The organism is Rossellomorea sp. DA94 (assembly GCF_029834455.1).
Lineage (GTDB): Bacteria > Bacillota > Bacilli > Bacillales > Bacillaceae_B > Rossellomorea > Rossellomorea vietnamensis.
This window is the reverse complement of sequence record NZ_CP122397.1, coordinates 3,164,820-3,185,352: the sequence shown is the minus strand read 5'-3', so window position 1 is coordinate 3,185,352 and position 20,533 is coordinate 3,164,820. Positions and strand designations below refer to the sequence as shown.

The following is a 20,533-nucleotide window of genomic DNA, read 5'->3' as shown; positions in this document are numbered from 1 at the left end:
ATGTGATAGCATGGAAAAAAATAGATGAAGGAGGGTGGCGATGATGGGCGATCGTGGGAAAAACGACAAAAAGATTTCTATTAAAATCAATGGTGAAAAAACGAAGTTTGATGAAGATCTCCTTGTGTACGATTGGAAGTTGGGGGAATCGGAAACGGCTGCCGGGGAAGAGGCGAAGGATGACGGATTTGATTGGGTCCTTCCCGATGAAGAAGCCGAGCCTCCACAGGAATATAAAAAGATCCACTATGTGTCTGGAAGTAAGAAGAAGAAAAAATCGTTTATTAACCCGTTTCAGGATTCGGTCAACTTGGTCATGTCTTTGATTGGGGCGATCGTTGTAGGGGCGGTCCTTGGTTTCGGGACCCTTAAGGTGATCACGACGACGGATGGCCCGGCTACACCGGCCGCAACCTTGCAGGAAAATACATCAGCAGGGAAAACGGGCGACCAGCAGGCGGTTTCTGCTGTCGAATTAAAGGATTTTTCTACCTCCATCCTACAGGGCGGTGTGTTTTCGACAGAGGAAGCGATGAAGGCCATGAAGGATAGTTTAGAGGCAAAAGGTCTTCCTGGTGCATCTGTGGAGAAAGACGGCCAGTTCTTTTTATTGCTCGGAGTTTCGGGTGACCTGGAAACGGCCAAAACCCTTGGCGGGAAACTGAAGGATCAAGGGGTGGACGTTTACGCAAAGGATTTTGTGATTGGATCCAAAGGGATCAATGCGTCAAAAGAAGAAAAAACGTTCCTTGAAAAAGGGAATGCCCTATTCAGCGCTATAGCCCAGGCCAGCAGCACTGGAATGACCGGGGGCACTGCGGATGAAGCAACGATCAAAACGATTCAATCCGGAGTGAAGGAATTGGAAGGGCTCAAAGTCGGTCAGGATTCCATCGCCTCCATGAAGAAATCATTGATGGGTGCAGGGAATCTGGCAGCGGCAATGAAATCCCCAGAAGATGCACAAAAAGCTCAAGAAGGACTATTATCTTATCTTCAGCTATATAGCGGGTTATAATTTCGACTGAATTAGACTATTTTCTAGGAAATAATGATCTGTGAGCTGTCTAAGTACATGGGATTCTTCCATTGTCGCGTACTGAGGCAGCTCATTTTCACTTGTTTAGTCAGGGTGGATTTGGTAGTATATTCTTGTATCTCCCAATTTGCACTCTGAAAGGAATGGTATGGTGTGTCCAACCTCATACTTGCTTCACAATCTCCCCGACGAAAAGAACTTCTCGAACAAATACAACTCTCTTTTTCCATTATGGCCTCCAGTGTGGATGAAACCTTTTCTCCTGATTTATTGCCTCATGAAGTCGTCATGTTTCTCGCAAGGAAAAAAGCCAGGGTAATATCGAACCGACACCCTTCTCACTATGTGATCGGCTCTGACACCGTTGTGACAAAAGACGGTAAGATCCTTGGGAAACCGGAATCGAAAGAGGAAGCGAAGGATATGATTCAGATGCTTTCCGGTTCTTTCCACGAGGTTTATACGGGTGTCGCGATCGTCCATGGTGAGGAGGAGAAACTCTTTTATGAAAAAACGGATGTTACGTTTTGGGAGTTGACCTCTAAAGAGATCGATGACTATATCGCAACAGAAGAGCCATTTGACAAAGCGGGTTCATATGGGATCCAGGGAATCGGTGCGAAATTCGTCAAGGAAATCAAGGGAGATTATTTCGCGGTTGTCGGTCTCCCGATCTCACGTGTGAATCGTGCGCTGCTCGAAATGGGCTATCTTCCTTCAGAATGACTCCTTCACGTAAGAATAGGAGGAACCAATGGTAAAAACGATGCCCCATCAGGAAGAAAACCGTCTGATGATCAGGGATTTCCCTCAGGATGAGAGACCGAGGGAAAGAATGATCCAAAGCGGAGCAGCCAGTCTGTCCAATCAGGAACTGCTCGCCATTTTACTCCGGACCGGAACCAAATCCGAGTCCGTTCTTCAACTATCCAATCGTCTCTTAACTCAATTTGATGGATTGAATCTACTAAAGGATGCGTCCCTGGAAGAAATCACGAAAACGAAAGGGATCGGTCTTGCCAAGGCCGTACAGATCATGGCGGCAGTGGAATTCGGCCGGCGCATCAGCAATCTGGCATTCGATGACAGATATTCGATCCGTTCCCCAGAAGACGGGGCCAATTATGTCATGAATGATATGAGGTTTTTGGCCCAGGAACATTTTGTCTGCTTATACCTCAACACAAAGAATCAAGTACTCCACAAGCAAACCATCTTCATCGGAAGCCTCAATGCCTCCATCGTACATCCTAGGGAAGTCTTCAAAGAAGCTTTTCGCCGCTCCGCCGCCTCCATCATTTGCATCCACAACCATCCATCCGGGGATCCTACCCCGAGCAGGGAAGACATAGAAGTGACAAAAAGATTGGTGGAATGCGGTCGAATCATTGGTATTGATATACTCGATCACCTTATAATAGGGGAGAAGAAGTTTATCAGCTTAAAGGAAAAAGGGTATTTATGACACTATGATTTTTTTCCTGGTTACGATATAATAAAGCTTATGATTTTTACAAACAATATCGTGATTCAATATAACGCGGGCTTACTGAAATAAGAGAGTCATTCTACAAGGGAATGAGTCTTTTCGTTATGCATGAACGAAGCATTATTGTGACGAAAATTAAGAGGTAGAGAGTGATTGGACAACTCTCCTATGAAAACACATAAACCTTTATAAAAACCAGCCAATTTGTATCAGAAAGGGAGATACCATTCATGTTTGGAACGAAAGATTTAGGGATTGATTTAGGAACTGCTAACACATTGGTGTACGTGAAAGGCAAGGGGATTGTCGTTCGCGAACCTTCTGTTGTGGCACTTCAAACAGATAATAAGCAGATCGTTGCAGTGGGGAATGACGCCAAGAACATGATCGGCCGTACACCGGGGAATGTCGTGGCCCTCCGTCCGATGAAAGATGGAGTCATCGCTGATTACGAAACGACCGCCACGATGATGAAGTATTACATAAAGCAGGCGACACGGAATAAGGGAGCTTTTTCACGAAAGCCTTATGTCATGGTATGTGTACCTTCAGGCATTACAGGGGTGGAAGAAAGAGCGGTCATCGATGCGACGAGACAAGCTGGGGCAAGGGACGCTTACACGATTGAAGAGCCTTTCGCAGCAGCGATCGGAGCGAATCTCCCGGTATGGGAACCGACAGGAAGCATGGTCGTTGATATCGGTGGAGGAACGACGGAAGTGGCGATCATCTCATTGGGTGGGATCGTGACAAGTCAATCGATCCGCGTTGCCGGGGATGAAATGGATGATGCGATCATCAACTATATCCGCAAAACGTACAACCTTATGATCGGGGACCGTACTTCTGAGACAATCAAGATGGAAGTTGGTTCTGCAGGGGATTCAGAAGGCATCGAAGCGATGGAAATCCGCGGGCGCGACCTTCTGACAGGACTGCCGAAAACGATTGAAGTAACGGCAGAGGAAATTGCATCCGCCCTTCGTGATACCGTCTACACGATTGTGGATGCCGTTAAGAGTACGCTTGAGAAGACGCCGCCGGAACTTGCAGCAGACATCATGGACAGAGGGATCGTGCTGACCGGCGGGGGAGCACTTCTTCGTAATCTTGATAAAGTGATCAGTGACGAAACGAAGATGCCGGTGCTCATTGCCGAGGAACCACTGGATTGCGTGGCAATCGGGACAGGGAAAGCCCTTGACCACATTCACTTATTTAAAACACGTGGAAAATAATAATTGATCGTAAGAGGGGACGTTTCCTTAAGGATGCAAGGGCAGCCTTAAGGCCGGCCCCATCTTTTTTCGAAGAACCATGAATATTTTGACGAATGATATCAAATATAAACGATTTTTGATATAGTATTTACTAGAATGAGAAAAGGTTGAGGTGTACATCATGCCACAATTCTTCCTGAATAAACGTTTGATCATTCTGCTCGTCAGTGTCATTGTCCTGGTGGGATTAATCGGATTTTCTTTGCGGGACCGGGATAGTATCAGCTGGCCGGAGCAGTTTGTGAAAGACATGGTAGGATTCGGACAGTCATTGGTTTCAAAACCAGTCAATTATGTAGCCGGAGTTGTTGATAACGTTCAAGATCTTCAAAATACATACACAGAAAACGAAAAACTGAAAACACGTTTGGATGAGCTGATCAAGCTTGAAACAAAAGTGAAAGACCTGAAGCAGGATAACGATGAATTACGGGCGGTCCTGGATAAGAAGGAGAATCTCCGTGCTTATAAAACGGTTCAGGCAACCGTCATTGCACGAAATCCGGATCAATGGCAGGAGCTCATCACCATCGATAAAGGGGAAGTGAACGGGATCCAATCGGATATGGCCGTCATCTCTTCAGCCGGATTGATCGGAAAGATTAAAAGTGTCAATGAATTTTCATCTACCGTCGAATTAATTTCGACAAATAATACAAAAAACCGCATTTCCACCGTCATCCAAAGTAAAGAACAGGATATTAACGGTTGGATTGAAGGATACGACAGCAAGAAAGAAGAAATTCTGGTGAAGCGGATTTCCAACGATATGAAGGTCGAAAAGGGATCCAAAGTGATGACCTCTGGCCTAGGTGGCGTGTTCCCTAAAGGATTGGTCATCGGTGAAGTGAAGGAAGTCAAGCCGGACCAATATGGACTGACGCAAACGGCATATGTGAAGCCTGCTGCTGATTTCTACCATTTAGAGCATGTCATGGTCATCGACCGTGAAATCCAAGGTGTGACGGAACAGGACGCAGTTGAGGAGGAAGAGCAATGATCAGCAGGCTCCTCCTTCCTTTCATGACCTTGCTTTTCTTCTACAGTGAAAGCTTATTTGTCCATCTTTTTCCCAGTGAAGAGTGGTTCGATCAGAAAATGATCGTTCCCCATTTCCTGGTTATCGTGCTGTTCTTTATTTGTGCGTTCTATCAATACCGGACTGCACTTCTTTATGGATTCATCTTTGGCTTCTTATTTGATATTTATTACACTGAAATCAACGGGATTTACCTGGTGTTATTCCCGTTCGTCATCTTTCTGTCCCATCAGATGATGAAGGTGTTACATAATAACCTCTTTGTATTAGGGATCATAACCCTTGTGAATGTTTCTGTTTTAGAGTTTTTGGTATACGAGATCAACCATATTATCAATAGGACGGATTTGACGTTCATGCAGTTTGTGGACTGGCGTTTATGGCCGACTTTGGTCCTGAATGCCCTGTTTTATATCATTCTTGCATTTCCATTTAGAAACTACCTTCTGAATAAACGGAAAGAGTGGTTGGATGAATAAATTCCATTAGTAATTTTTTCATATAAAGAGGAAATGACACTGCTTATGTCGAATTTATAGACGACTGAGGTGAAAAATTACGACATGAATAAGAAGCCAAATGTGATGATCAAGGGAACCAAAGAAGGACTGACCCTTCATCTCAACGATCAATGCTCGTTTCAGGAATTAAAAAAAGAGCTGGACGATAAGCTGTCTGCCCAATACAGGGAAACAGAAGGAACCCCTCTCTTGACGGTCAATATCCAAACAGGCAATCGTTACCTGGAAGAAGATCAAGTGGAAGAGTTGAAGGATATTGTAAGACAAAAACGCAATCTAGTGGTAAACGAAGTATGGAGTAATGTCATAACCAAAAATGATGCTGAGAAACTCATAGATGAACGAAATATTGAAACCCTCACAGGAGTCATCCGTTCGGGGCAGGTCGTGGAAGTGTCCGGAGATATCCTCGTAGTGGGAGATGTCAATCCCGGGGGGAAGGTCCTCGCCGGGGGGAATATTTACATATTAGGTTCATTAAAAGGGATTGCCCATGCCGGCTGCAATGGAAACGACGAGTCGGTCATCGTGGCTTCGAAAATGGTCCCATCCCAGCTTCGGATCGCAGATTCCCTGAATCGTGCACCTGACCGGGTGGAGGAAGAGGATGACCGCGAGATGGAATGTGCGTACGTGGATGAAAGTGGACAGATTGTTGTCGATCGATTGCAGGTTTTGAAGCATCTTAGACCAAATATTACTAGTTTTAAAGGAGGAAGCTAATGTGGGTGAAGCGATAGTTGTTACTTCAGGTAAAGGTGGAGTGGGAAAGACGACTACTTCTGCCAATGTTGGTACAGCATTAGCTCTACAAGGCAAAAAGGTTTGTCTGATTGATACGGATATCGGCCTCAGGAACCTGGACGTGGTGATGGGCCTTGAAAACCGGATCATCTATGATTTAGTGGACGTAGTGGAGGGCAGATGTAAAATCCATCAGGCCCTTGTGAAAGACAAGCGTTTTGAAGACAAACTATTCTTACTGCCGGCTGCTCAGACGAGTGATAAATCCGCTGTCAATCCTGAACAGATGAAAAAGCTGGTACTGGACTTAAAGCAAGACTATGATTATATCATTATTGATTGCCCTGCAGGAATTGAGCAGGGGTATAAGAACGCCGTTGCAGGAGCGGATCGCGCGATTGTCGTGACCACGCCCGAGATATCGGCTGTACGGGATGCGGACCGGATCATCGGCCTTCTGGAGAAGGAGAACATCGAACCTCCGAAATTGGTGATCAATCGTATCCGTAATCATATGATGAAGAACGGTGAGATGCTGGATGTGGATGAAATCACCTCCCACCTTTCCATCGATCTTCTTGGAATCGTCGCCGATGATGACAATGTGATCAGATCATCGAATAAAGGAGAGCCGATCGCTCTCGATTCGACAAGTAAAGCGTCGATCTCCTACCGGAATATTGCGAGGCGGATCCTGGGTGAATCGGTCCCGCTGCAATCCCTGGAAGAAGAAAGAACGGGCGTCTTTATGAAAATTAAAAGGTTATTTGGTGTAAAAGCCTAGTGATATCGCCGGTCCCGGCAGGTCGCATGATGCGTCCTGCCGGGACTTTTTTGTGTTCTTCATGAATATTCCCACGGGACAAGTCATACATTGTAGCAAAACATATGTAATGGAATCTTGGTATGGATCTGACACCCGTTTGCCCATCAACAGGAATGGACCAAGCCAATCAGTGGTTATGAAACAATACCTTATAAAAAGGAATGATGTACATGGGGAATCGAGCGGATGAAATACGGAAGCGGATAGCCAAACGAAAAAAGATGGGTGGAACAGGCTCTGGCACGAATCCACCGCACTTTTTGCCGACGGATGAGGAGCGCTATGGAATGGAGCGGCAGACAAGCTTTGAAGGCGGTCCTCCACCGGAAGGGGTCCATCCTCTTTTTAAGAAAGAAACCTTCATGCTGAAAATACTCGGGGCGGGGATCATGGTATTGGTGACGGCCATCATGTTCAAAAGCCCTTCTCCGGCCTTCCATGATGCAAAGTCCGTTGTCATGAAGACGATGGATACGGAGTTCCAATTCGCCGCCATTTCCACCTGGTATGAAGATCAGTTCGGAAAACCGCTTGCTTTATTGCCTGCAAGTGATTCCGGGAAAGAACCCGCGGCGGAACCTAGTGCTGAATATGCAAGGCCTGCTTCAGGGAAGGTCGTAGAAAATTTCAAGACCAATGGGCAGGGGATCATGCTGCAGACGGTCCTTGGTGAGGATGTAACGGCCATGAAGGGAGGTTTGGTTCTATTTGCAGGAAAAAAGGAGGAGCTTGGGAATACGGTGGTCATTCAACATGCGGATAAATCAGAATCGTGGTACGGAAATTTGGAATCGATTGATGTGAAGCAGTATGAATCAATCAAGAAGGGCTCCCTTGTAGGGAAGGTTTCATCCAGCAGTCAGGACGAAGCAACGGGGGAGTTTTATTTCGCGATTAAAATGGGTGATGAATTCATCGACCCGATCCAGGTGATGTCATTTGACTAATATCCTTTCACTATTGAAGAAATTTTACGTCCATCCCTTGCTGTGGCTTGTGATCGGGATTGCCATCATGACGGCCCACTTCTTTGAACTGATCCTGCTCCTCGTCATCATCACGATCCATGAACTGGGCCATGGGATCATGGCTCAATCCTTTTCGTGGAGGGTGAAAAGAATAGCCCTGTTACCCTTTGGGGGCGTCGCGGAGATGGATGAGCATGGGAACCGTTCCTTAATGGAGGAGTTCTGGGTGGTGGCAGCTGGTCCCTTACAGCACGTCTGGCTCATTGCGGTTGGCTTTGGTCTCTTGGAGTTTGGCGTGATCAGCCAGGACACCTTTTCGCTTTTCTTTCAATTGAATATGATGGTGTTGCTGTTTAACCTCCTGCCCATCTGGCCTTTGGACGGGGGAAAGTTGGTTTCCCTGCTCCTTGCGACGAAGTTTAATTATTTGAGAGCGTATGAATACACGCTCCTCTTTTCATTTGGATTATTATTGCTGTTCCATCTGATTGTACTCATAACCGCTCCCCTGCATTTGAATCTGTGGATCGTCCTATCCTTCCTGTACTTCTCCCTATGGGTCGACTGGAAGCAGAGGAGATATGCGTTTATGAAGTTTTTATTGGAGAGATATTACGGGAAGAGTCATCAATTTGTGCAACTGAGGCCGCTGCCAATCGAAAGTGAAGAATCCATCATAACGGTGGTGGAGAGGTTTCAGAGAGGCGTCAAGCATCCCCTCGTCGTATTCGACAAGGGTGTTGAAGTGGGGAAGCTTGATGAGAACGAGCTGCTCCACGCCTTCTTTGCGGAAAAGATGACCTCAGCCAAAACGAAGGATCTTCTCTACCTTTATTGACGAATAGAGACGAACTGTATAAAGTAAGGGCATACTGGTAAAAAAGGGTTGGAATCAACCCTTTTTTCTTATGAGTTTTTCTGTGGAAAAGAGGTTTTGGGTATGGAAGAAATGATTGTACACAGTAAGGGCAGGGAAAAGCGGTGGGTACACCGTTCACATAATGAAATTATTGGTTTATATACATATCCCCCTGGAGAAGAAAGCTTAACGGGCAATATTTACCTGGGGCGGGTCATCAAGGTCCAAAAGGGACTCGGGGCGGCGTTCGTCGATTTTGGTCAGGGAAAGAATGGGTATCTCCATGAAAAGGACTTTCCGCAAAATGTGAAAGCGTATCATGAGGTGAGCGATCCAACCCCGATCGGAAACCTTGTCCATGAAGGAGAAAAAGTCATCGTTCAGGTCTTAAAGGATGAAATGGGGACGAAGGGTGCCAGATTGACCGCTGTCATCGAGCTGAAGGGTGAACATCTGGTGTACATGCCAAAGGGGTACTATGTGGCGGTTTCCAAAAAAGTGGATGATGAAAATCGCAAGGTGTTGAGGCGGTTAGCCTATGAGTGGAAACAAGGGGGAGAAGGCATTGTGATGCGCACCAACGCCTCCGGGGTGAAAGAGGCAGTATTACAAGAAGAGGTCATCTCTTTGCGGACGCGCTATGAAGGTCTTGAGAGGGTGTCCTTGAGGGCGAAGTGTCCGTCCCTCCTATCCCGACAGGATACCTTCTATGAGGATCTCCATGAGTACCTGAAAAAAGGTGGGGGCGGGAAGATCGTATTTGATGAGTATGACAGCCTTCTTCAAGTTGAGGAAATGAGCGGTGAGGGAATCAGGAAGAAGTGGAATTTCGAGCTTTATCAGGGCAGCGAAAATATTTTTAAACATTATGACGTTTCCTCTGCATGGGAAAGCGCACTGAAAAAAATAGTGTGGCTGCCGAACGGGGCCACGCTTATCATTGAAGCAACGGAAGCGATGACGGTGGTGGATGTCAATTCCGGAAAATTCACCGGGAAAGACAACTTGGAGCAGACGATACTGGAGACGAATAAACTCGCGGCGGCAGAAATGGCGAAGCAGCTTACCATCCGGAACTTAAGCGGGATGATCCTGATCGATTTCATCGATATGAAAAAGGACAGCCACCGCCAGGAAGTGATAGACGCTCTTTCAGAAGCCCTCATTTCAGACCGGCAGCGCACAACGATCGTAGGGTTCACCAAACTCGGGATCCTGGAATTGACGAGGAAGAGGACCCGGCAGCCCCTTGCAGCGTCCTTGACCCGGCCGTGCTCGGTATGTCATGGTACAGGGAGGGAAATGAGTCCGGAGACGATGGCATTCAAGCTCGAACGGGAGCTGTGGGAATTTGTAGGGATGGACGGCTCACGAATTGAAGTGGAAGCGACCCGTGATGTGGCGGATAGTTTTGCTGGAAAACAGGGCATTCATATCGAGAGACTCCAGAAAGTATTGAATAAAAAGATCGTGATTCAGGAAATCACTCACACCCATCCTTATTTCAGGATAACAAAGATCTTATGAATTTCTTGAATGTTATTGACAGTCCATCGATTTTTATGATAGGATTCTAATGTTATTGATTGTAGCACCCGTGCTACAACCGCTCATTACAGGTACAAAAGCTTGGAGCATTCCAACACCTGTCATTGGCGAGTCTGAGTTTATAAGGAGGTGCGATTATGTACGCAATTATCGAAACAGGTGGTAAGCAAATCCGTGTAGAAGCTGGTCAAGCAATCTACATCGAAAAGCTAAACGCTGAACAAGGCGATACGGTAACTTTTGACAAAGTTCTATTCGTTGGTGGTGACGATGTGAAAGTAGGAAGTCCTTTAGTGGATGGAGCTACTGTAACAGCGAAAGTTGAAAAACAAGGCCGCGCGAAAAAGCTTGTAGTATTCAAATACAAAGCGAAAAAGAACTACCGTCGTAAGCAAGGTCACCGTCAACCTTACACTAAAGTTGTCATTGACGAAATCAACGCGTAAGGCGTGAGATCATGATTAACGTTTACGTAGAGCGTTCCTCCGGGAAAAGAATCCGTTCTTTCTCCATGGATGGACATGCTGATTTTGCCGAAAATGGGCAAGACATTGTCTGTGCAGGTGCTTCTGCTGTTTCATTCGGCAGCATTAATGCCATTATGGCGTTAACCGGTGTAGAACCGTCCATCGAGCAATCCTCTGATGGTGGATTCCTTCGCTGCATCATCCCTGATGATCTTCCGGAAGAAACGGAGAGCAAGGTTCAGCTGCTGCTTGACGGCATGTTGATCAGCCTCCAGACGATTGAAAGAGACTATAGTGATTTTATTAAAATAACCTTCAAAAAGTAGGAGGTGGAACAGATGTTAAGATTAGACCTTCAGTTTTTTGCGTCCAAAAAAGGAGTAGGTTCGACTAAGAATGGTCGTGACTCTATCTCAAAGCGCCTTGGTGCTAAGCGTGCAGACGGTCAAATGGTTTCTGGTGGATCAATTCTTTACCGTCAACGCGGTACGAAAATTTATCCAGGCCTAAACGTCGGCCGTGGCGGCGACGATACACTTTTCGCTAAAACCGACGGTGTTGTTCGTTTCGAACGCATGGGTCGTGACAAGAAAAAAGTGAGCGTATACCCAGTTGCGAATGAAGCTTAATCGCATATCTTTAACGAAAACTCTAACCGACTTTCGGTTAGAGTTTTATTTTTATCAAGGGTATATGACTATTTCTATCCGATTACCATTCACATACACCAATTTCACAGAAACAATATACGCACGACGCCCATCTTTGATATACTTACAGGTAGCACTTAAGTATAGGAGTTAGATTATGAGCGAAAATTGGGGTGTAGTCGAGGCGTTGAGGCATGCCCGCCACGACTGGATGAATGATTTGCAATTAATTAAAGGGAATCTGGACCTTGGCCGTGTGGAGCGGGCGAAACAGGTCATCGAGGAAATGGTTCTCGTTGCGCAGAATGAATCAAAGCTTTCGAATGTGAAGCTGCCATTATTGGCAGAATGGATACTAACCTATAATTGGTCAAGACATTTGATTAAGCTGGATTTTGAAGTCCTTCGACTCGAGCCTCATCGGCTTGAAGACAATAGGCTTTACAATTGGTGCAAGGAGTTTCTGGAATTCCTTGAATCAAATGTAATGAACAATGTAGAAAATCAATTATCCATTATACTTGACATTACTAAAGAACAATCCCGTTTTATATTTGATTTCACAGGTATACTAAAGAGTACAAGCTTAGTGGAAGACTGGATCAAAAATCAACAATCAAACGGAGAAAATATAGAATTAGAACAACTTCAAGAAGAGGTTCTTGTCGTTCATGTTATCGCTGAATGATTGAAGCGATTGCAGTGATAAGTTAGGAGTGAAAGTATGTTTATAGATCAGGTCAAGGTTTATACAAAGGGCGGTGACGGCGGTAACGGTATGGTTGCCTTCCGTCGCGAGAAATATGTACCAAAAGGTGGTCCCGCAGGGGGAGATGGCGGTCACGGAGCAGACGTCATTTTCGAAGTGGACGAAGGCTTAAGGACGTTGATGGATTTCCGTTATCAACGTCATTTCAAGGCACCTCGCGGAGAGCACGGGATGAGTAAGAATCAGCATGGCCGCAATGCAGAGGATATGGTGGTCAAGGTGCCACCTGGGACTGTTGTGAAGGATGATGACACAGGTGAAACGATCGCCGACCTTGTACAGCATGGTCAACGTGCGGTGATCACGAAAGGTGGACGCGGCGGAAGAGGGAATTCCCGATTTGCAACGCCTGCGAATCCTGCACCGGAGCTGTCTGAGAAGGGTGAGCCGGGTCAAGAACGTTATATCGTGATGGAATTGAAGCTTCTTGCTGATGTGGGATTGGTCGGATTCCCTAGCGTAGGGAAATCAACACTGCTTTCCGTTGTTTCAGCAGCGAAGCCTAAGATCGCCTCCTACCATTTCACGACAATCGTACCGAATCTTGGGATGGTGGAAACGGGAGATGGAAGAAGCTTCGTCATGGCCGATCTTCCAGGATTGATCGAAGGTGCCCACGAAGGTGTGGGGCTAGGACATCAATTCCTTCGCCACATTGAACGTACCCGTGTCATCGTGCACGTCATCGATATGAGCGGAATGGAAGGAAGAGATCCATACGAGGATTACCTGACGATCAATGAAGAGCTTAAGCAATACAATCTTCGTTTGACAGAGCGTCCTCAAGTCATCGTTGCGAATAAGATGGACATGCCGGATTCAGAAGAGAATCTGAAGGTCTTCAAAGAGAAACTTCAGGAGGATTATCCTGTGTTCCCAATCTCCGCGGTCACAAGACAGGGTCTCGCCGAACTGTTGTATGCCGTTGCGGATAAGGTGGAAACAACAGAAGAATTCCCGATCCATGAAGAAGAAGAAACGGGTATTCACCGCGTTCTTTATAAGCATGAAGAGGAAGAAAAAGAATTCGAAATCACCCGTGACCCTGATGGCACATTCGTCGTCAGCGGTGCGAAGATCGAGAGATTGTTCAAGATGACGGATTTCTCACGGGAAGATTCGGCAAGACGTTTCGCCAGACAGCTTCGTTCGTATGGTGTGGATGATGCCCTTCGTGAACGTGGTGCCAAAAATGGCGATACGATCCGCTTAATTAAATATGAGTTCGAATTTGTAGATTAAGTTTCATCCTTTATCTATTCAGACGAATTGACAGGTGGTGGCTGAAATCTGCCGTCACCTGTTTTACAATAGAGAGCGAAAGCGGTTTTATTCGAACCTCTACAGCTGGACAATTGGAGGAATAGTCATTGGGGAAAAAATTTCAAGAAGGCAAGTTTTATTTGGTGCGTGAAGACGTGCTGCCGGAAGCGATGAAGAAAACCCTGGATGCAAAAGAATTGATTGAAAGAGGCAAGGCGGATTCCGTATGGGAAGCGGTCCACCGGGTCGATTTGAGCCGGAGTGCCTTTTACAAATACCGGGATACGGTCTTTCCTTTCCACACCATCGTGAAGGAAAGGATCATCACCCTGTTCTTTCATTTGGAGGACCGGTCAGGGACACTGTCTCATCTATTAAGTGAAACAGCCAAGCATGGTTGCAATATATTAACGATCCATCAGACGATCCCGCTGCAGGGAAGGGCGAATGTCACCCTCTCTTTGAATGTGACGGACCTCACGATCGGATTGGAAGACTTGCTCTCAAAGCTCCGTCGTTTGGAATTTGTCGAGAAAGTAGAAGTGTTGGGTTCCGGAGCCTGACGCTTCTTTTTTTATGGGAAAACCTTTCCCTTTGATTCCATACGTGTTAGAATGTTCAATAAATTTCAATAGTGTGAGAGGAAGATCAGAGTGAAAATTGCATATTTAGGACCACAGGCTTCCTTTACAGATTTAGCCGTCAAGAAGGCTTTTCCCGAAGAAGAAACGGTTTCGTATGTGACGATACCCGATTGCATCGAGGCAGTGATCGAGAGTGAAGTGGATTACGCCGTGGTGCCTTTGGAGAATGCCCTGGAAGGCTCGGTACATATTACGGTGGATTATTTGTTTCATGAAGCGAACTTAGCGATTGTCGCTGAATTGACGTCCGCCATTCAGCAGCACTTAATGATTCATCCCGCGTGGAGTGACAGCGAAGACCGGATCGGGAAAGTCCTTTCCCATTCCCACGCATTGGCACAGTGTCATAAATTTTTACATAAGCAGTTTCGCGGGGTGCCATTGGAGCAGACGACGAGTACGGCTGCCGCTGCTAAATTCGTAAGTGAGAATCCTGATTCATTCCTTGGGGCGATCGGGAACGAGCTGGCAGCAGAAAAATACGGATTGAACATCCTGCATGAAAACATTCATGATTTTGCCTATAATCATACGAGGTTCATCGTCTTACATAAGACACCGGATCCACTGACCCTGCCTCAGGAAAAGAGCATGGAGAAGACAACCTTGATGGTGACTCTTCCGAAAGACCGATCGGGTGCGCTTCATCAGGTATTGTCCACGTTTGCCTGGAGACAGCTGAATTTAAGTAAAATTGAATCAAGACCCTTGAAAACGGGGCTCGGTGATTATTTCTTCTTGATTGATGTGGCCCATGAAATGGATGATGTCCTCCTTCCCGGAGCCATCAGTGAAATGGAAGCCCTCGGATGCACGGTGAAAATGATCGGGACATATTCTTCTTATTTACTGGATAACTAAAGAAAAAAGGCAGATTCCTTGTGGATTCTGCCTTTTTTTTCGCGGTTTTCATAATAGGATATGCCGCTGTCAGTCCTATAAATCCCCCTGAATCAAGAAGCCTGCTTCGCGAAGCGCATCTTCTGCTTTATCCAGGACTTGTTCCGTTTGGGCCATCAGTGTATGCAAATGGACTCCGTCGGTCAATTCTGATAGGAAGGATGCCCCGGTTTCTTCAATCTTCTTCATGAATTGCTCGACTTCCTTACGGTTTGACACCATGATGGATGCGGTCAGATCACCATACACACCGTGTTCGATCCTGACATCCTTGACTGTGACCCCGTGATCGACAAGTAAAAAGAGTTCTTCTTCCGATCGGTGAGGGTGATGCCTGCAAGCGACCGTGCGTTCAACCATCGTATCCTGATTCGAGGCAGGCATGAACAAGTAGCCTTGACTCGTCGCGATGATGGGTTCGCCTTTGGCTTTAAGTAAGGTGATGTCACTGACGATCACCTGCCGGCTGACATTAGTCTGCTTCGCGAGCTCTCCCCCTGTAATCGGGGCTTGCTTCGTCATTAGCTTATCGAGGATCCACAGTCTTCTTTCTTCTCCCAGGATTTTTTTTCCTGCCAAAATTATCTCCTCCGTCCCCAATCGATATAGGAAATCATATCACAACCGGCTCTTCAAGTTAAGGGAGAGGTCAGGGACGCATATATGTCAGACAACGCGTGGACCAATTCTGTTATGTGATCCTCCGTTGTCTCCCTTCCGAATGATATCCGGATGAATTCTTTCCCTGCTCTCTGACTTACGCCCATACTCTGAAGGGTCTTGGGTAAGTCGTGTGAACCGGCACCGCACGCACTGCCCGTTGAGATCCCCATTCCGCGCCTGTTGCATTCAAGCATGAGCCACTGACCTTCAAGGCCATGGATGCCAAGACCGATGACATGCGGCAGCTGGGCATGTGCAGGCCCTTCAATAAGAGTGTACCGGCCGGGCAGCTGTTCTTTCAGTCCTTTTAAGAAATGAGTTCTCAACCCCATGTAATGAGACGTTGCCAAGGAACGGTAGCATAGATCAGCGGCTGTCACAAATCCCGCTATCCCCGGAAGATTCACCGTTCCCCCCCTGAAGCCGTCTTCATGGGTTTGTCCCGGTATCATGGGGGTGATGTCGAGGCTAGGATTGATATAACATGCGCCGACACCTTTGGGACCGTAAATCTTATGGGATGAAAGGGTGAAGCTGTCGACCTTGGACGTAAATTCCGTGACGTCCATTTTTCCGAATGATTGAACCATATCGCTGTGAAAGAGGATATGACGATGTTTCAGTAGATCATGGATGGCATGGAGTGGCTGGATCGTTCCAATCTCCCCATTGACGTGCCCGATGCTCACGACGGTCGTCTGTTCTGTAAGCGATTCTTTTAGAACAAGGAGATCGACCAGGCCTTCAGAAGTGAAAGGGATTTTCGTGACAGTAAAGCCCAGCCCCTGAAGGAAAGCGGCTGCGGAATGCAGGGAAGAATGCTCGCCTCCTCCGATGATGATGTGTTTCCCTTTTTTTTGCCTGCTTAGTGCCAGGGTGACGAGGGCTAAATGGTTCCCTTCCGTCCCTCCGGAAGTAAAGTGGATCCCTTTGGAGGGGACGCCGAGCAGCCCAGCCAGTTTTTCTCTGCATCTTGAAAGGAGCTGCTCTGCTTTCCCTCCGATATCGTGAAGAGAGCTGGGGTTGCCCCAGAATTCTTCACTAACGGTCCGAAATACGTCTAAACTCTCTGCATCTACAGGAGTTGTAGCGGCATAATCAAAATAGTTCATCATGTAACCTGCCTTTAATGGGAATTGTCTGAATATATGAGTCTTGTAAAAAACTCTTGTCATTAGTTTAAATATGTGTAAATATATGTGTCAAGACACCTGTAAATAATCAGGAGGGTTTTTGATGGAAAAAGCCGATATAATCATCGTAGGAAGTGGCATTGCCGCTTTGCAATTGGCACGGAGACTTCAAGATCATTATTATGTGATGATTATCACAAAGGGTGAAATCGAAAGCGGTAACTCGTATCTCGCTCAAGGCGGGATTGCGGCACCTGTAGGACAGAAGGATTCTGTCCATGCCCACATAAAGGATACATTGGAAGCAGGATGCTATCACCAGCCTGAAGACAGTGTGAAAGAGCTTATAACAGATGGAAAGAGGATCGTGGAATCCCTGGTGTATGAAGGGGTACCTTTCGATCGGAAAGAGGATGGAAGCCTTTCTCTTGGAATGGAAGGGGCCCATAGTGAACATCGAATCCTTCATAGCGGGGGGGATCAGACGGGGAAATATATAATGAACCATTTATTGAAATCCCTTTCACAGGAAAAGGTTCGATTTGTGGAACAGGAAATGGTGTACGAACTTGTCAAAAATGACAGGGGACACTGCTGCGGGGTGAAGACAAAGGATAAAGATGACGCCATCCGCCTTTACTATGCTCCTCATATTGTCCTTGCAACAGGGGGAATCGGTGGGTTATATCCGTCTACATCCAATCATCCGTCCGTGACGGGAGATGGCATGGCCCTTGCCTTTCTTGCAGGAGCAAGACTTTCCGATATGGAATTCATTCAGTTTCATCCGACGCTCCTTTGGTCGGAGGGGAAAACATGCGGTCTGATTTCAGAGGCGGTGAGAGGAGAGGGAGCCATACTCCTGAATGACGAGGGAAATAGGATCATGGAGGGCATCGATCCCCTCCTGGAACTCGCGCCTAGGCATATTGTGGCGGAGTGTATATACAAGGAACGACGGAAAGGAAGAAATGTGTATCTGGATATTAGTAGAATAGAAGACTTTCAAAGGAAGTTCCCTTCTATTACCGCCTTATGTATAAAACATCACATTCCAATCGGGGAAGGGAGAATCCCTGTTTCCCCTGGTTGTCATTTTATGATGGGCGGGATCGTCACGGATCGGGCAGGGAGGACCAATATTCCAGGACTTTATGCCATCGGGGAAGTGGCATGCAGCGGCATCCACGGAGCAAATCGTTTGGCGAGTAATTCCCTGCTGGAAGGATTGGTGTACGGGGAGCGGCTCGGTGAATATTTGAAGGGGAGTGGAGCCTTATCCTCCGCACATGAGCATTCCCCATTGGACCGGATTGAGGAAGGGGACCCATTATCGATTCCTTTTCATGCACACGAATTAAAAGAAGGAATGATGAATCACGTCGGAATCATTCGGATGGAGGAAGGCTTATCCGCTCATTTGAAGTGGTTAAAAGAACAGCCCCTTACCTTCTGTGAGCATATTGATTTTAATTCACGTGAAGAAATTCACTTGTATTTCATGTGGATCGTAAGCGTGCTTATTACAGAGTCTGCACTATTAAGGACTGAAAGCAGGGGTGGCCACATCCGGGCAGATTTCCCTAAGGAAGATAATGCAGGATGGTTGAAACGGAAAATGGTTCTACAAAAAAATGAAGGGCGCTTGAGGGTGGACGATCATGAACAAAATGAAACTAAAATCTATGCTTGAAACGTTTTACCAGGAAGATCTGGGTGATGGTGATCTATCGTCTGAATTCTTGTTCAGTAAAAGCGATGAAGGCTCCTTTTCACTATTTATGAAAGAACAGGGTGTTTTTTGTGGAAGGGATGTGATTGAAATCGGCTTTTCTCTTATGGATCCCAAAGTGGATGTCCAGGTATTTGCTGCCGATGGTGATTGGGTGGAAGCGGGACAATCAATTGCTGAGGTCCGTGGTCCGATGGGGGATCTCCTCCAAGGGGAAAGGGTGGTCCTCAATCTGATCCAGCGAATGAGCGGTATTGCAACGGCAACGTACCGTGCGGTTGAAGAGGTGAAAGGCACCGGGGTCCGGCTGTGTGATACGCGGAAAACAACGCCAGGTCTCCGGATGCTTGAGAAGTACGCTGTAAGGACCGGGGGCGGGTTCAACCACAGAAATGGTCTTTATGATGCGGTCATGTTAAAGGATAATCACATTTCATTCGCCGGGTCGATCACCGAGGCTGTCAAGCAGGTGAAAAAGCGAATCGGTCATATGGTGAAAGTGGAAGTCGAAATTGAAACGAAGGAACAATTATTGGAGGCGATTGATGCAGGGGCAGATGTCATCATGTTCGATAACTGTACTCCGTCGACGATTAAGGAGTGGATACATCTTGTGCCTCCTCATATCGTGACGGAAGCATCGGGCGGCATCACCAGGGAGAGCCTTCATGCCTATGCGGGGTCAGGGGTTCATTATATCTCCCTCGGGTACTTGACCCATTCTGTGAAATCACTTGATATCAGTGCAAGAGTACGAATAGGAAAAGGGGTATGAACATGGGATTACTCGAAGAATTAACGAAAGAAACGAACGTCCTGCCTGAATCACTCACCAGCCTCTCGACGGAAGAGATGGAAAATAGAGTGAGGGAAATCAAGCGGCAGTTGGGAAAGAAGCTTTTCATTCCCGGGCATCATTATCAAAAAGACGAAGTGATCCAATTTGCCGACGCCGTTGGTGACTCCCTGCAGCTTGCCCAACTGTCGGCTGAGAATAAAGAAGCGGAGTTCATTGTGTTTTGCGGGGTCCATTTCATGGCTGAAACGGCAGATATCCTGACGGAGGATCATCAAGTGGTCATCTTGCCGGATATGAGGGCCGGATGTTCCATGGCGGATATGGCAGATATTTATCAGACCGAAAAGGCGTGGGGGAAGCTCATGGAGATGTTCGGTGACAGTATCATCCCCCTTACGTATGTGAATTCGACTGCAGCCATCAAAAGCTTTGTCGGAAAGAATGGGGGAGCCACGGTTACATCTTCCAATGCCCACAAAATGGTTGAATGGGCATTGGGAGAGAAACAGCGTATCCTGTTCTTGCCTGATCAGCATTTAGGACGCAATACGGCGGCTGATCTTGGTGTTTCCTTAAGTGAGATGGCCGTCTGGGATCCCATTCAAAACGAGCTTATCTATGATGGCGACATGGAAGAAGTGAAAGTGATCCTATGGAAGGGTCATTGCTCGGTGCATGAAAATTTCACTGTGAAAAATATCGAGGATATCCGTGAAAATCATCCTGATATGAAAATCATCGTTCATCCTGAATGCCGCCGGGAAGTAGTGGAGAATTCCGATTTGAATGGCAGTACAAAATATATTATAGAAACGATTGAAGGATCACCTTCCGGATCTGCCTTTGCCATCGGGACTGAGATGAATCTTGTGAAACGGCTGATCAAAGAGCATCCGGATAAACGGATCGTTTCCCTGAATCCATATATGTGCCCCTGCTTGACGATGAACCGGATCGATTTACCACATCTCCTTTGGTCGTTGGAAAAAATAATGGAACAAAATCCCGAAAATATCATCAAGGTGGATCGAGATGTTTCGAAGAATGCACTCTTTGCTTTAGACCGCATGTTGACACGTGCTTGATGCAAGCGATTATAAAAATGAACAAGCTGAAATATACCGTCCCTATCCAGGATACGGTATATTTTTTTTTCATATCTCATAAGTTTTTATGTAGATGATTAGCAATTTGCCTATC

The 20,533-nt window shown here is 46.5% G+C and carries 23 protein-coding genes and 1 other annotated feature; of the genes, 21 read left to right on the top strand and 2 right to left on the bottom strand.

What is annotated here, in order from left to right:
- Positions 1-40: 40 nt before the first annotated feature.
- The 18 genes from P8596_RS16650 (at position 41) to pheA (ending at position 14,967) form a co-directional block, all read left to right on the top strand.
- The gene (locus P8596_RS16650) at positions 41-1,018 is read left to right on the top strand and encodes a hypothetical protein (RefSeq protein WP_279724378.1); all 978 of its coding nucleotides are present in this window, start codon (positions 41-43) and stop codon (positions 1,016-1,018) included.
- A gap of 174 nt (positions 1,019-1,192) precedes the next feature.
- Positions 1,193-1,765 (top strand): Maf family protein, encoded by a 573-nt coding sequence (locus P8596_RS16645; protein ID WP_279724377.1) that lies wholly within the window; start codon positions 1,193-1,195, stop codon positions 1,763-1,765.
- A 28-nt stretch (positions 1,766-1,793) separates the two neighbouring features.
- A complete protein-coding gene (radC, locus tag P8596_RS16640; RefSeq protein ID WP_269146685.1) occupies positions 1,794-2,504 on the top strand; it encodes a RadC family protein in 711 nt (236 codons plus the stop codon).
- A 254-nt stretch (positions 2,505-2,758) separates the two neighbouring features.
- Positions 2,759-3,766, top strand: a complete 1,008-nt coding sequence (locus tag P8596_RS16635; protein WP_079532454.1) for a rod shape-determining protein — start codon at positions 2,759-2,761, stop codon at positions 3,764-3,766.
- 163 nt (positions 3,767-3,929) lie between these two features.
- Entirely contained in the window at positions 3,930-4,808 is an 879-nt protein-coding gene (gene mreC / locus P8596_RS16630; protein WP_279724376.1) for a rod shape-determining protein MreC, read from the top strand.
- Positions 4,805-5,326, top strand: coding sequence for a rod shape-determining protein MreD (gene mreD, locus P8596_RS16625; RefSeq protein WP_224519428.1), 522 nt, complete (start codon positions 4,805-4,807; stop codon positions 5,324-5,326). The genes mreC and mreD overlap by 4 nt, the downstream gene beginning before the upstream one ends.
- An 84-nt stretch (positions 5,327-5,410) precedes the next feature.
- Positions 5,411-6,091 carry a septum site-determining protein MinC gene (gene minC, locus P8596_RS16620; RefSeq protein WP_224519429.1) on the top strand — a complete coding sequence of 227 codons (681 nt, stop codon included), beginning with the start codon at positions 5,411-5,413 and terminating at the stop codon, positions 6,089-6,091.
- Between the two features lies 1 nt (position 6,092).
- Entirely contained in the window at positions 6,093-6,896 is an 804-nt protein-coding gene (gene minD, locus P8596_RS16615) for a septum site-determining protein MinD (RefSeq protein ID WP_079532449.1), read from the top strand.
- A gap of 212 nt (positions 6,897-7,108) precedes the next feature.
- Positions 7,109-7,885: a peptidoglycan DD-metalloendopeptidase family protein gene (locus P8596_RS16610; protein ID WP_279724375.1), complete on the top strand. Its 777-nt coding sequence runs from the start codon at positions 7,109-7,111 to the stop codon at positions 7,883-7,885.
- Positions 7,878-8,744 (top strand): site-2 protease family protein, encoded by an 867-nt coding sequence (locus P8596_RS16605; RefSeq protein ID WP_254651878.1) that lies wholly within the window; start codon positions 7,878-7,880, stop codon positions 8,742-8,744. The genes P8596_RS16610 and P8596_RS16605 overlap by 8 nt, the downstream gene beginning before the upstream one ends.
- Positions 8,745-8,846: 102 nt before the next feature.
- On the top strand, positions 8,847-10,292 hold the full coding sequence (locus P8596_RS16600) for an Rne/Rng family ribonuclease (RefSeq protein WP_279724374.1): 1,446 nt from the start codon (positions 8,847-8,849) through the stop codon (positions 10,290-10,292).
- Between the two features lie 67 nt (positions 10,293-10,359).
- Positions 10,360-10,438: a sequence feature (ribosomal protein L21 leader region), on the top strand.
- Between the two features lie 12 nt (positions 10,439-10,450).
- A complete protein-coding gene (rplU, locus tag P8596_RS16595; RefSeq protein WP_034757222.1) occupies positions 10,451-10,759 on the top strand; it encodes a 50S ribosomal protein L21 in 309 nt (102 codons plus the stop codon).
- Between the two features lie 11 nt (positions 10,760-10,770).
- The gene (locus P8596_RS16590; protein WP_079532444.1) at positions 10,771-11,106 is read left to right on the top strand and encodes a ribosomal-processing cysteine protease Prp; all 336 of its coding nucleotides are present in this window, start codon (positions 10,771-10,773) and stop codon (positions 11,104-11,106) included.
- A gap of 12 nt (positions 11,107-11,118) precedes the next feature.
- Positions 11,119-11,409, top strand: a complete 291-nt coding sequence (gene rpmA / locus P8596_RS16585; protein ID WP_034757227.1) for a 50S ribosomal protein L27 — start codon at positions 11,119-11,121, stop codon at positions 11,407-11,409.
- Between the two features lie 178 nt (positions 11,410-11,587).
- On the top strand, positions 11,588-12,118 hold the full coding sequence (locus tag P8596_RS16580; protein WP_279724373.1) for a Spo0B C-terminal domain-containing protein: 531 nt from the start codon (positions 11,588-11,590) through the stop codon (positions 12,116-12,118).
- 36 nt (positions 12,119-12,154) lie between these two features.
- Complete coding sequence (obgE, locus tag P8596_RS16575) at positions 12,155-13,441, top strand: GTPase ObgE (protein WP_034757233.1); 1,287 nt, start codon at positions 12,155-12,157, stop codon at positions 13,439-13,441.
- Between the two features lie 128 nt (positions 13,442-13,569).
- Positions 13,570-14,025 (top strand): ACT domain-containing protein, encoded by a 456-nt coding sequence (locus P8596_RS16570; protein ID WP_034757235.1) that lies wholly within the window; start codon positions 13,570-13,572, stop codon positions 14,023-14,025.
- Positions 14,026-14,115: 90 nt separating this feature from the next.
- A complete protein-coding gene (gene pheA, locus P8596_RS16565; protein ID WP_224519434.1) occupies positions 14,116-14,967 on the top strand; it encodes a prephenate dehydratase in 852 nt (283 codons plus the stop codon).
- Positions 14,968-15,042: 75 nt separating this feature from the next.
- On the opposite strand, the gene P8596_RS16560 is transcribed toward pheA, so the two are convergent.
- Together P8596_RS16560 and P8596_RS16555 are read right to left on the bottom strand one after the other, a co-directional pair.
- Positions 15,043-15,588, bottom strand: a complete 546-nt coding sequence (locus tag P8596_RS16560; protein WP_279727018.1) for a transcription repressor NadR — start codon at positions 15,586-15,588, stop codon at positions 15,043-15,045.
- A gap of 50 nt (positions 15,589-15,638) precedes the next feature.
- Positions 15,639-16,784: an IscS subfamily cysteine desulfurase gene (locus P8596_RS16555; RefSeq protein WP_279724372.1), complete on the bottom strand. Its 1,146-nt coding sequence runs from the start codon at positions 16,782-16,784 to the stop codon at positions 15,639-15,641.
- Between the two features lie 121 nt (positions 16,785-16,905).
- On the opposite strand from P8596_RS16555, the gene nadB reads away from it, so the two are divergent.
- Genes nadB through nadA form a run of 3 tightly spaced genes read left to right on the top strand, consistent with a single transcriptional unit; the run spans position 16,906 to position 20,418 of the window.
- Positions 16,906-18,495 carry an L-aspartate oxidase gene (gene nadB / locus P8596_RS16550; RefSeq protein ID WP_279724371.1) on the top strand — a complete coding sequence of 530 codons (1,590 nt, stop codon included), beginning with the start codon at positions 16,906-16,908 and terminating at the stop codon, positions 18,493-18,495.
- On the top strand, positions 18,464-19,309 hold the full coding sequence (nadC, locus tag P8596_RS16545) for a carboxylating nicotinate-nucleotide diphosphorylase (protein WP_224519438.1): 846 nt from the start codon (positions 18,464-18,466) through the stop codon (positions 19,307-19,309). Before nadB ends, nadC begins: the two co-directional genes overlap by 32 nt.
- Positions 19,310-19,311: 2 nt before the next feature.
- Positions 19,312-20,418 (top strand): quinolinate synthase NadA, encoded by a 1,107-nt coding sequence (nadA, locus tag P8596_RS16540; RefSeq protein ID WP_254651871.1) that lies wholly within the window; start codon positions 19,312-19,314, stop codon positions 20,416-20,418.
- The last annotated feature ends 115 nt before the right edge of the window (positions 20,419-20,533 follow it).

Bases quoted from the DNA above. Each gene is read 5' to 3' on its own strand.
- P8596_RS16650 (WP_279724378.1), top strand. From the start codon at position 41: ATGATGGGCGATCGTGGGAAAAACGACAAAAAGATTTCTATTAAAATC.
- radC (WP_269146685.1), top strand. From the start codon at position 1,794: ATGGTAAAAACGATGCCCCATCAGGAAGAAAACCGTCTGATGATCAGG.
- P8596_RS16635 (WP_079532454.1), top strand. From the start codon at position 2,759: ATGTTTGGAACGAAAGATTTAGGGATTGATTTAGGAACTGCTAACACA.
- mreC (WP_279724376.1), top strand. From the start codon at position 3,930: ATGCCACAATTCTTCCTGAATAAACGTTTGATCATTCTGCTCGTCAGT.
- mreD (WP_224519428.1), top strand. From the start codon at position 4,805: ATGATCAGCAGGCTCCTCCTTCCTTTCATGACCTTGCTTTTCTTCTAC.
- minC (WP_224519429.1), top strand. From the start codon at position 5,411: ATGAATAAGAAGCCAAATGTGATGATCAAGGGAACCAAAGAAGGACTG.
- P8596_RS16610 (WP_279724375.1), top strand. From the start codon at position 7,109: ATGGGGAATCGAGCGGATGAAATACGGAAGCGGATAGCCAAACGAAAA.
- P8596_RS16600 (WP_279724374.1), top strand. From the start codon at position 8,847: ATGGAAGAAATGATTGTACACAGTAAGGGCAGGGAAAAGCGGTGGGTA.
- rplU (WP_034757222.1), top strand. From the start codon at position 10,451: ATGTACGCAATTATCGAAACAGGTGGTAAGCAAATCCGTGTAGAAGCT.
- P8596_RS16590 (WP_079532444.1), top strand. From the start codon at position 10,771: ATGATTAACGTTTACGTAGAGCGTTCCTCCGGGAAAAGAATCCGTTCT.
- rpmA (WP_034757227.1), top strand. From the start codon at position 11,119: ATGTTAAGATTAGACCTTCAGTTTTTTGCGTCCAAAAAAGGAGTAGGT.
- P8596_RS16580 (WP_279724373.1), top strand. From the start codon at position 11,588: ATGAGCGAAAATTGGGGTGTAGTCGAGGCGTTGAGGCATGCCCGCCAC.
- obgE (WP_034757233.1), top strand. From the start codon at position 12,155: ATGTTTATAGATCAGGTCAAGGTTTATACAAAGGGCGGTGACGGCGGT.
- P8596_RS16555 (WP_279724372.1), bottom strand. From the start codon at position 16,784: ATGATGAACTATTTTGATTATGCCGCTACAACTCCTGTAGATGCAGAG.
- nadB (WP_279724371.1), top strand. From the start codon at position 16,906: ATGGAAAAAGCCGATATAATCATCGTAGGAAGTGGCATTGCCGCTTTG.
- nadC (WP_224519438.1), top strand. From the start codon at position 18,464: ATGAACAAAATGAAACTAAAATCTATGCTTGAAACGTTTTACCAGGAA.
- nadA (WP_254651871.1), top strand. From the start codon at position 19,312: ATGGGATTACTCGAAGAATTAACGAAAGAAACGAACGTCCTGCCTGAA.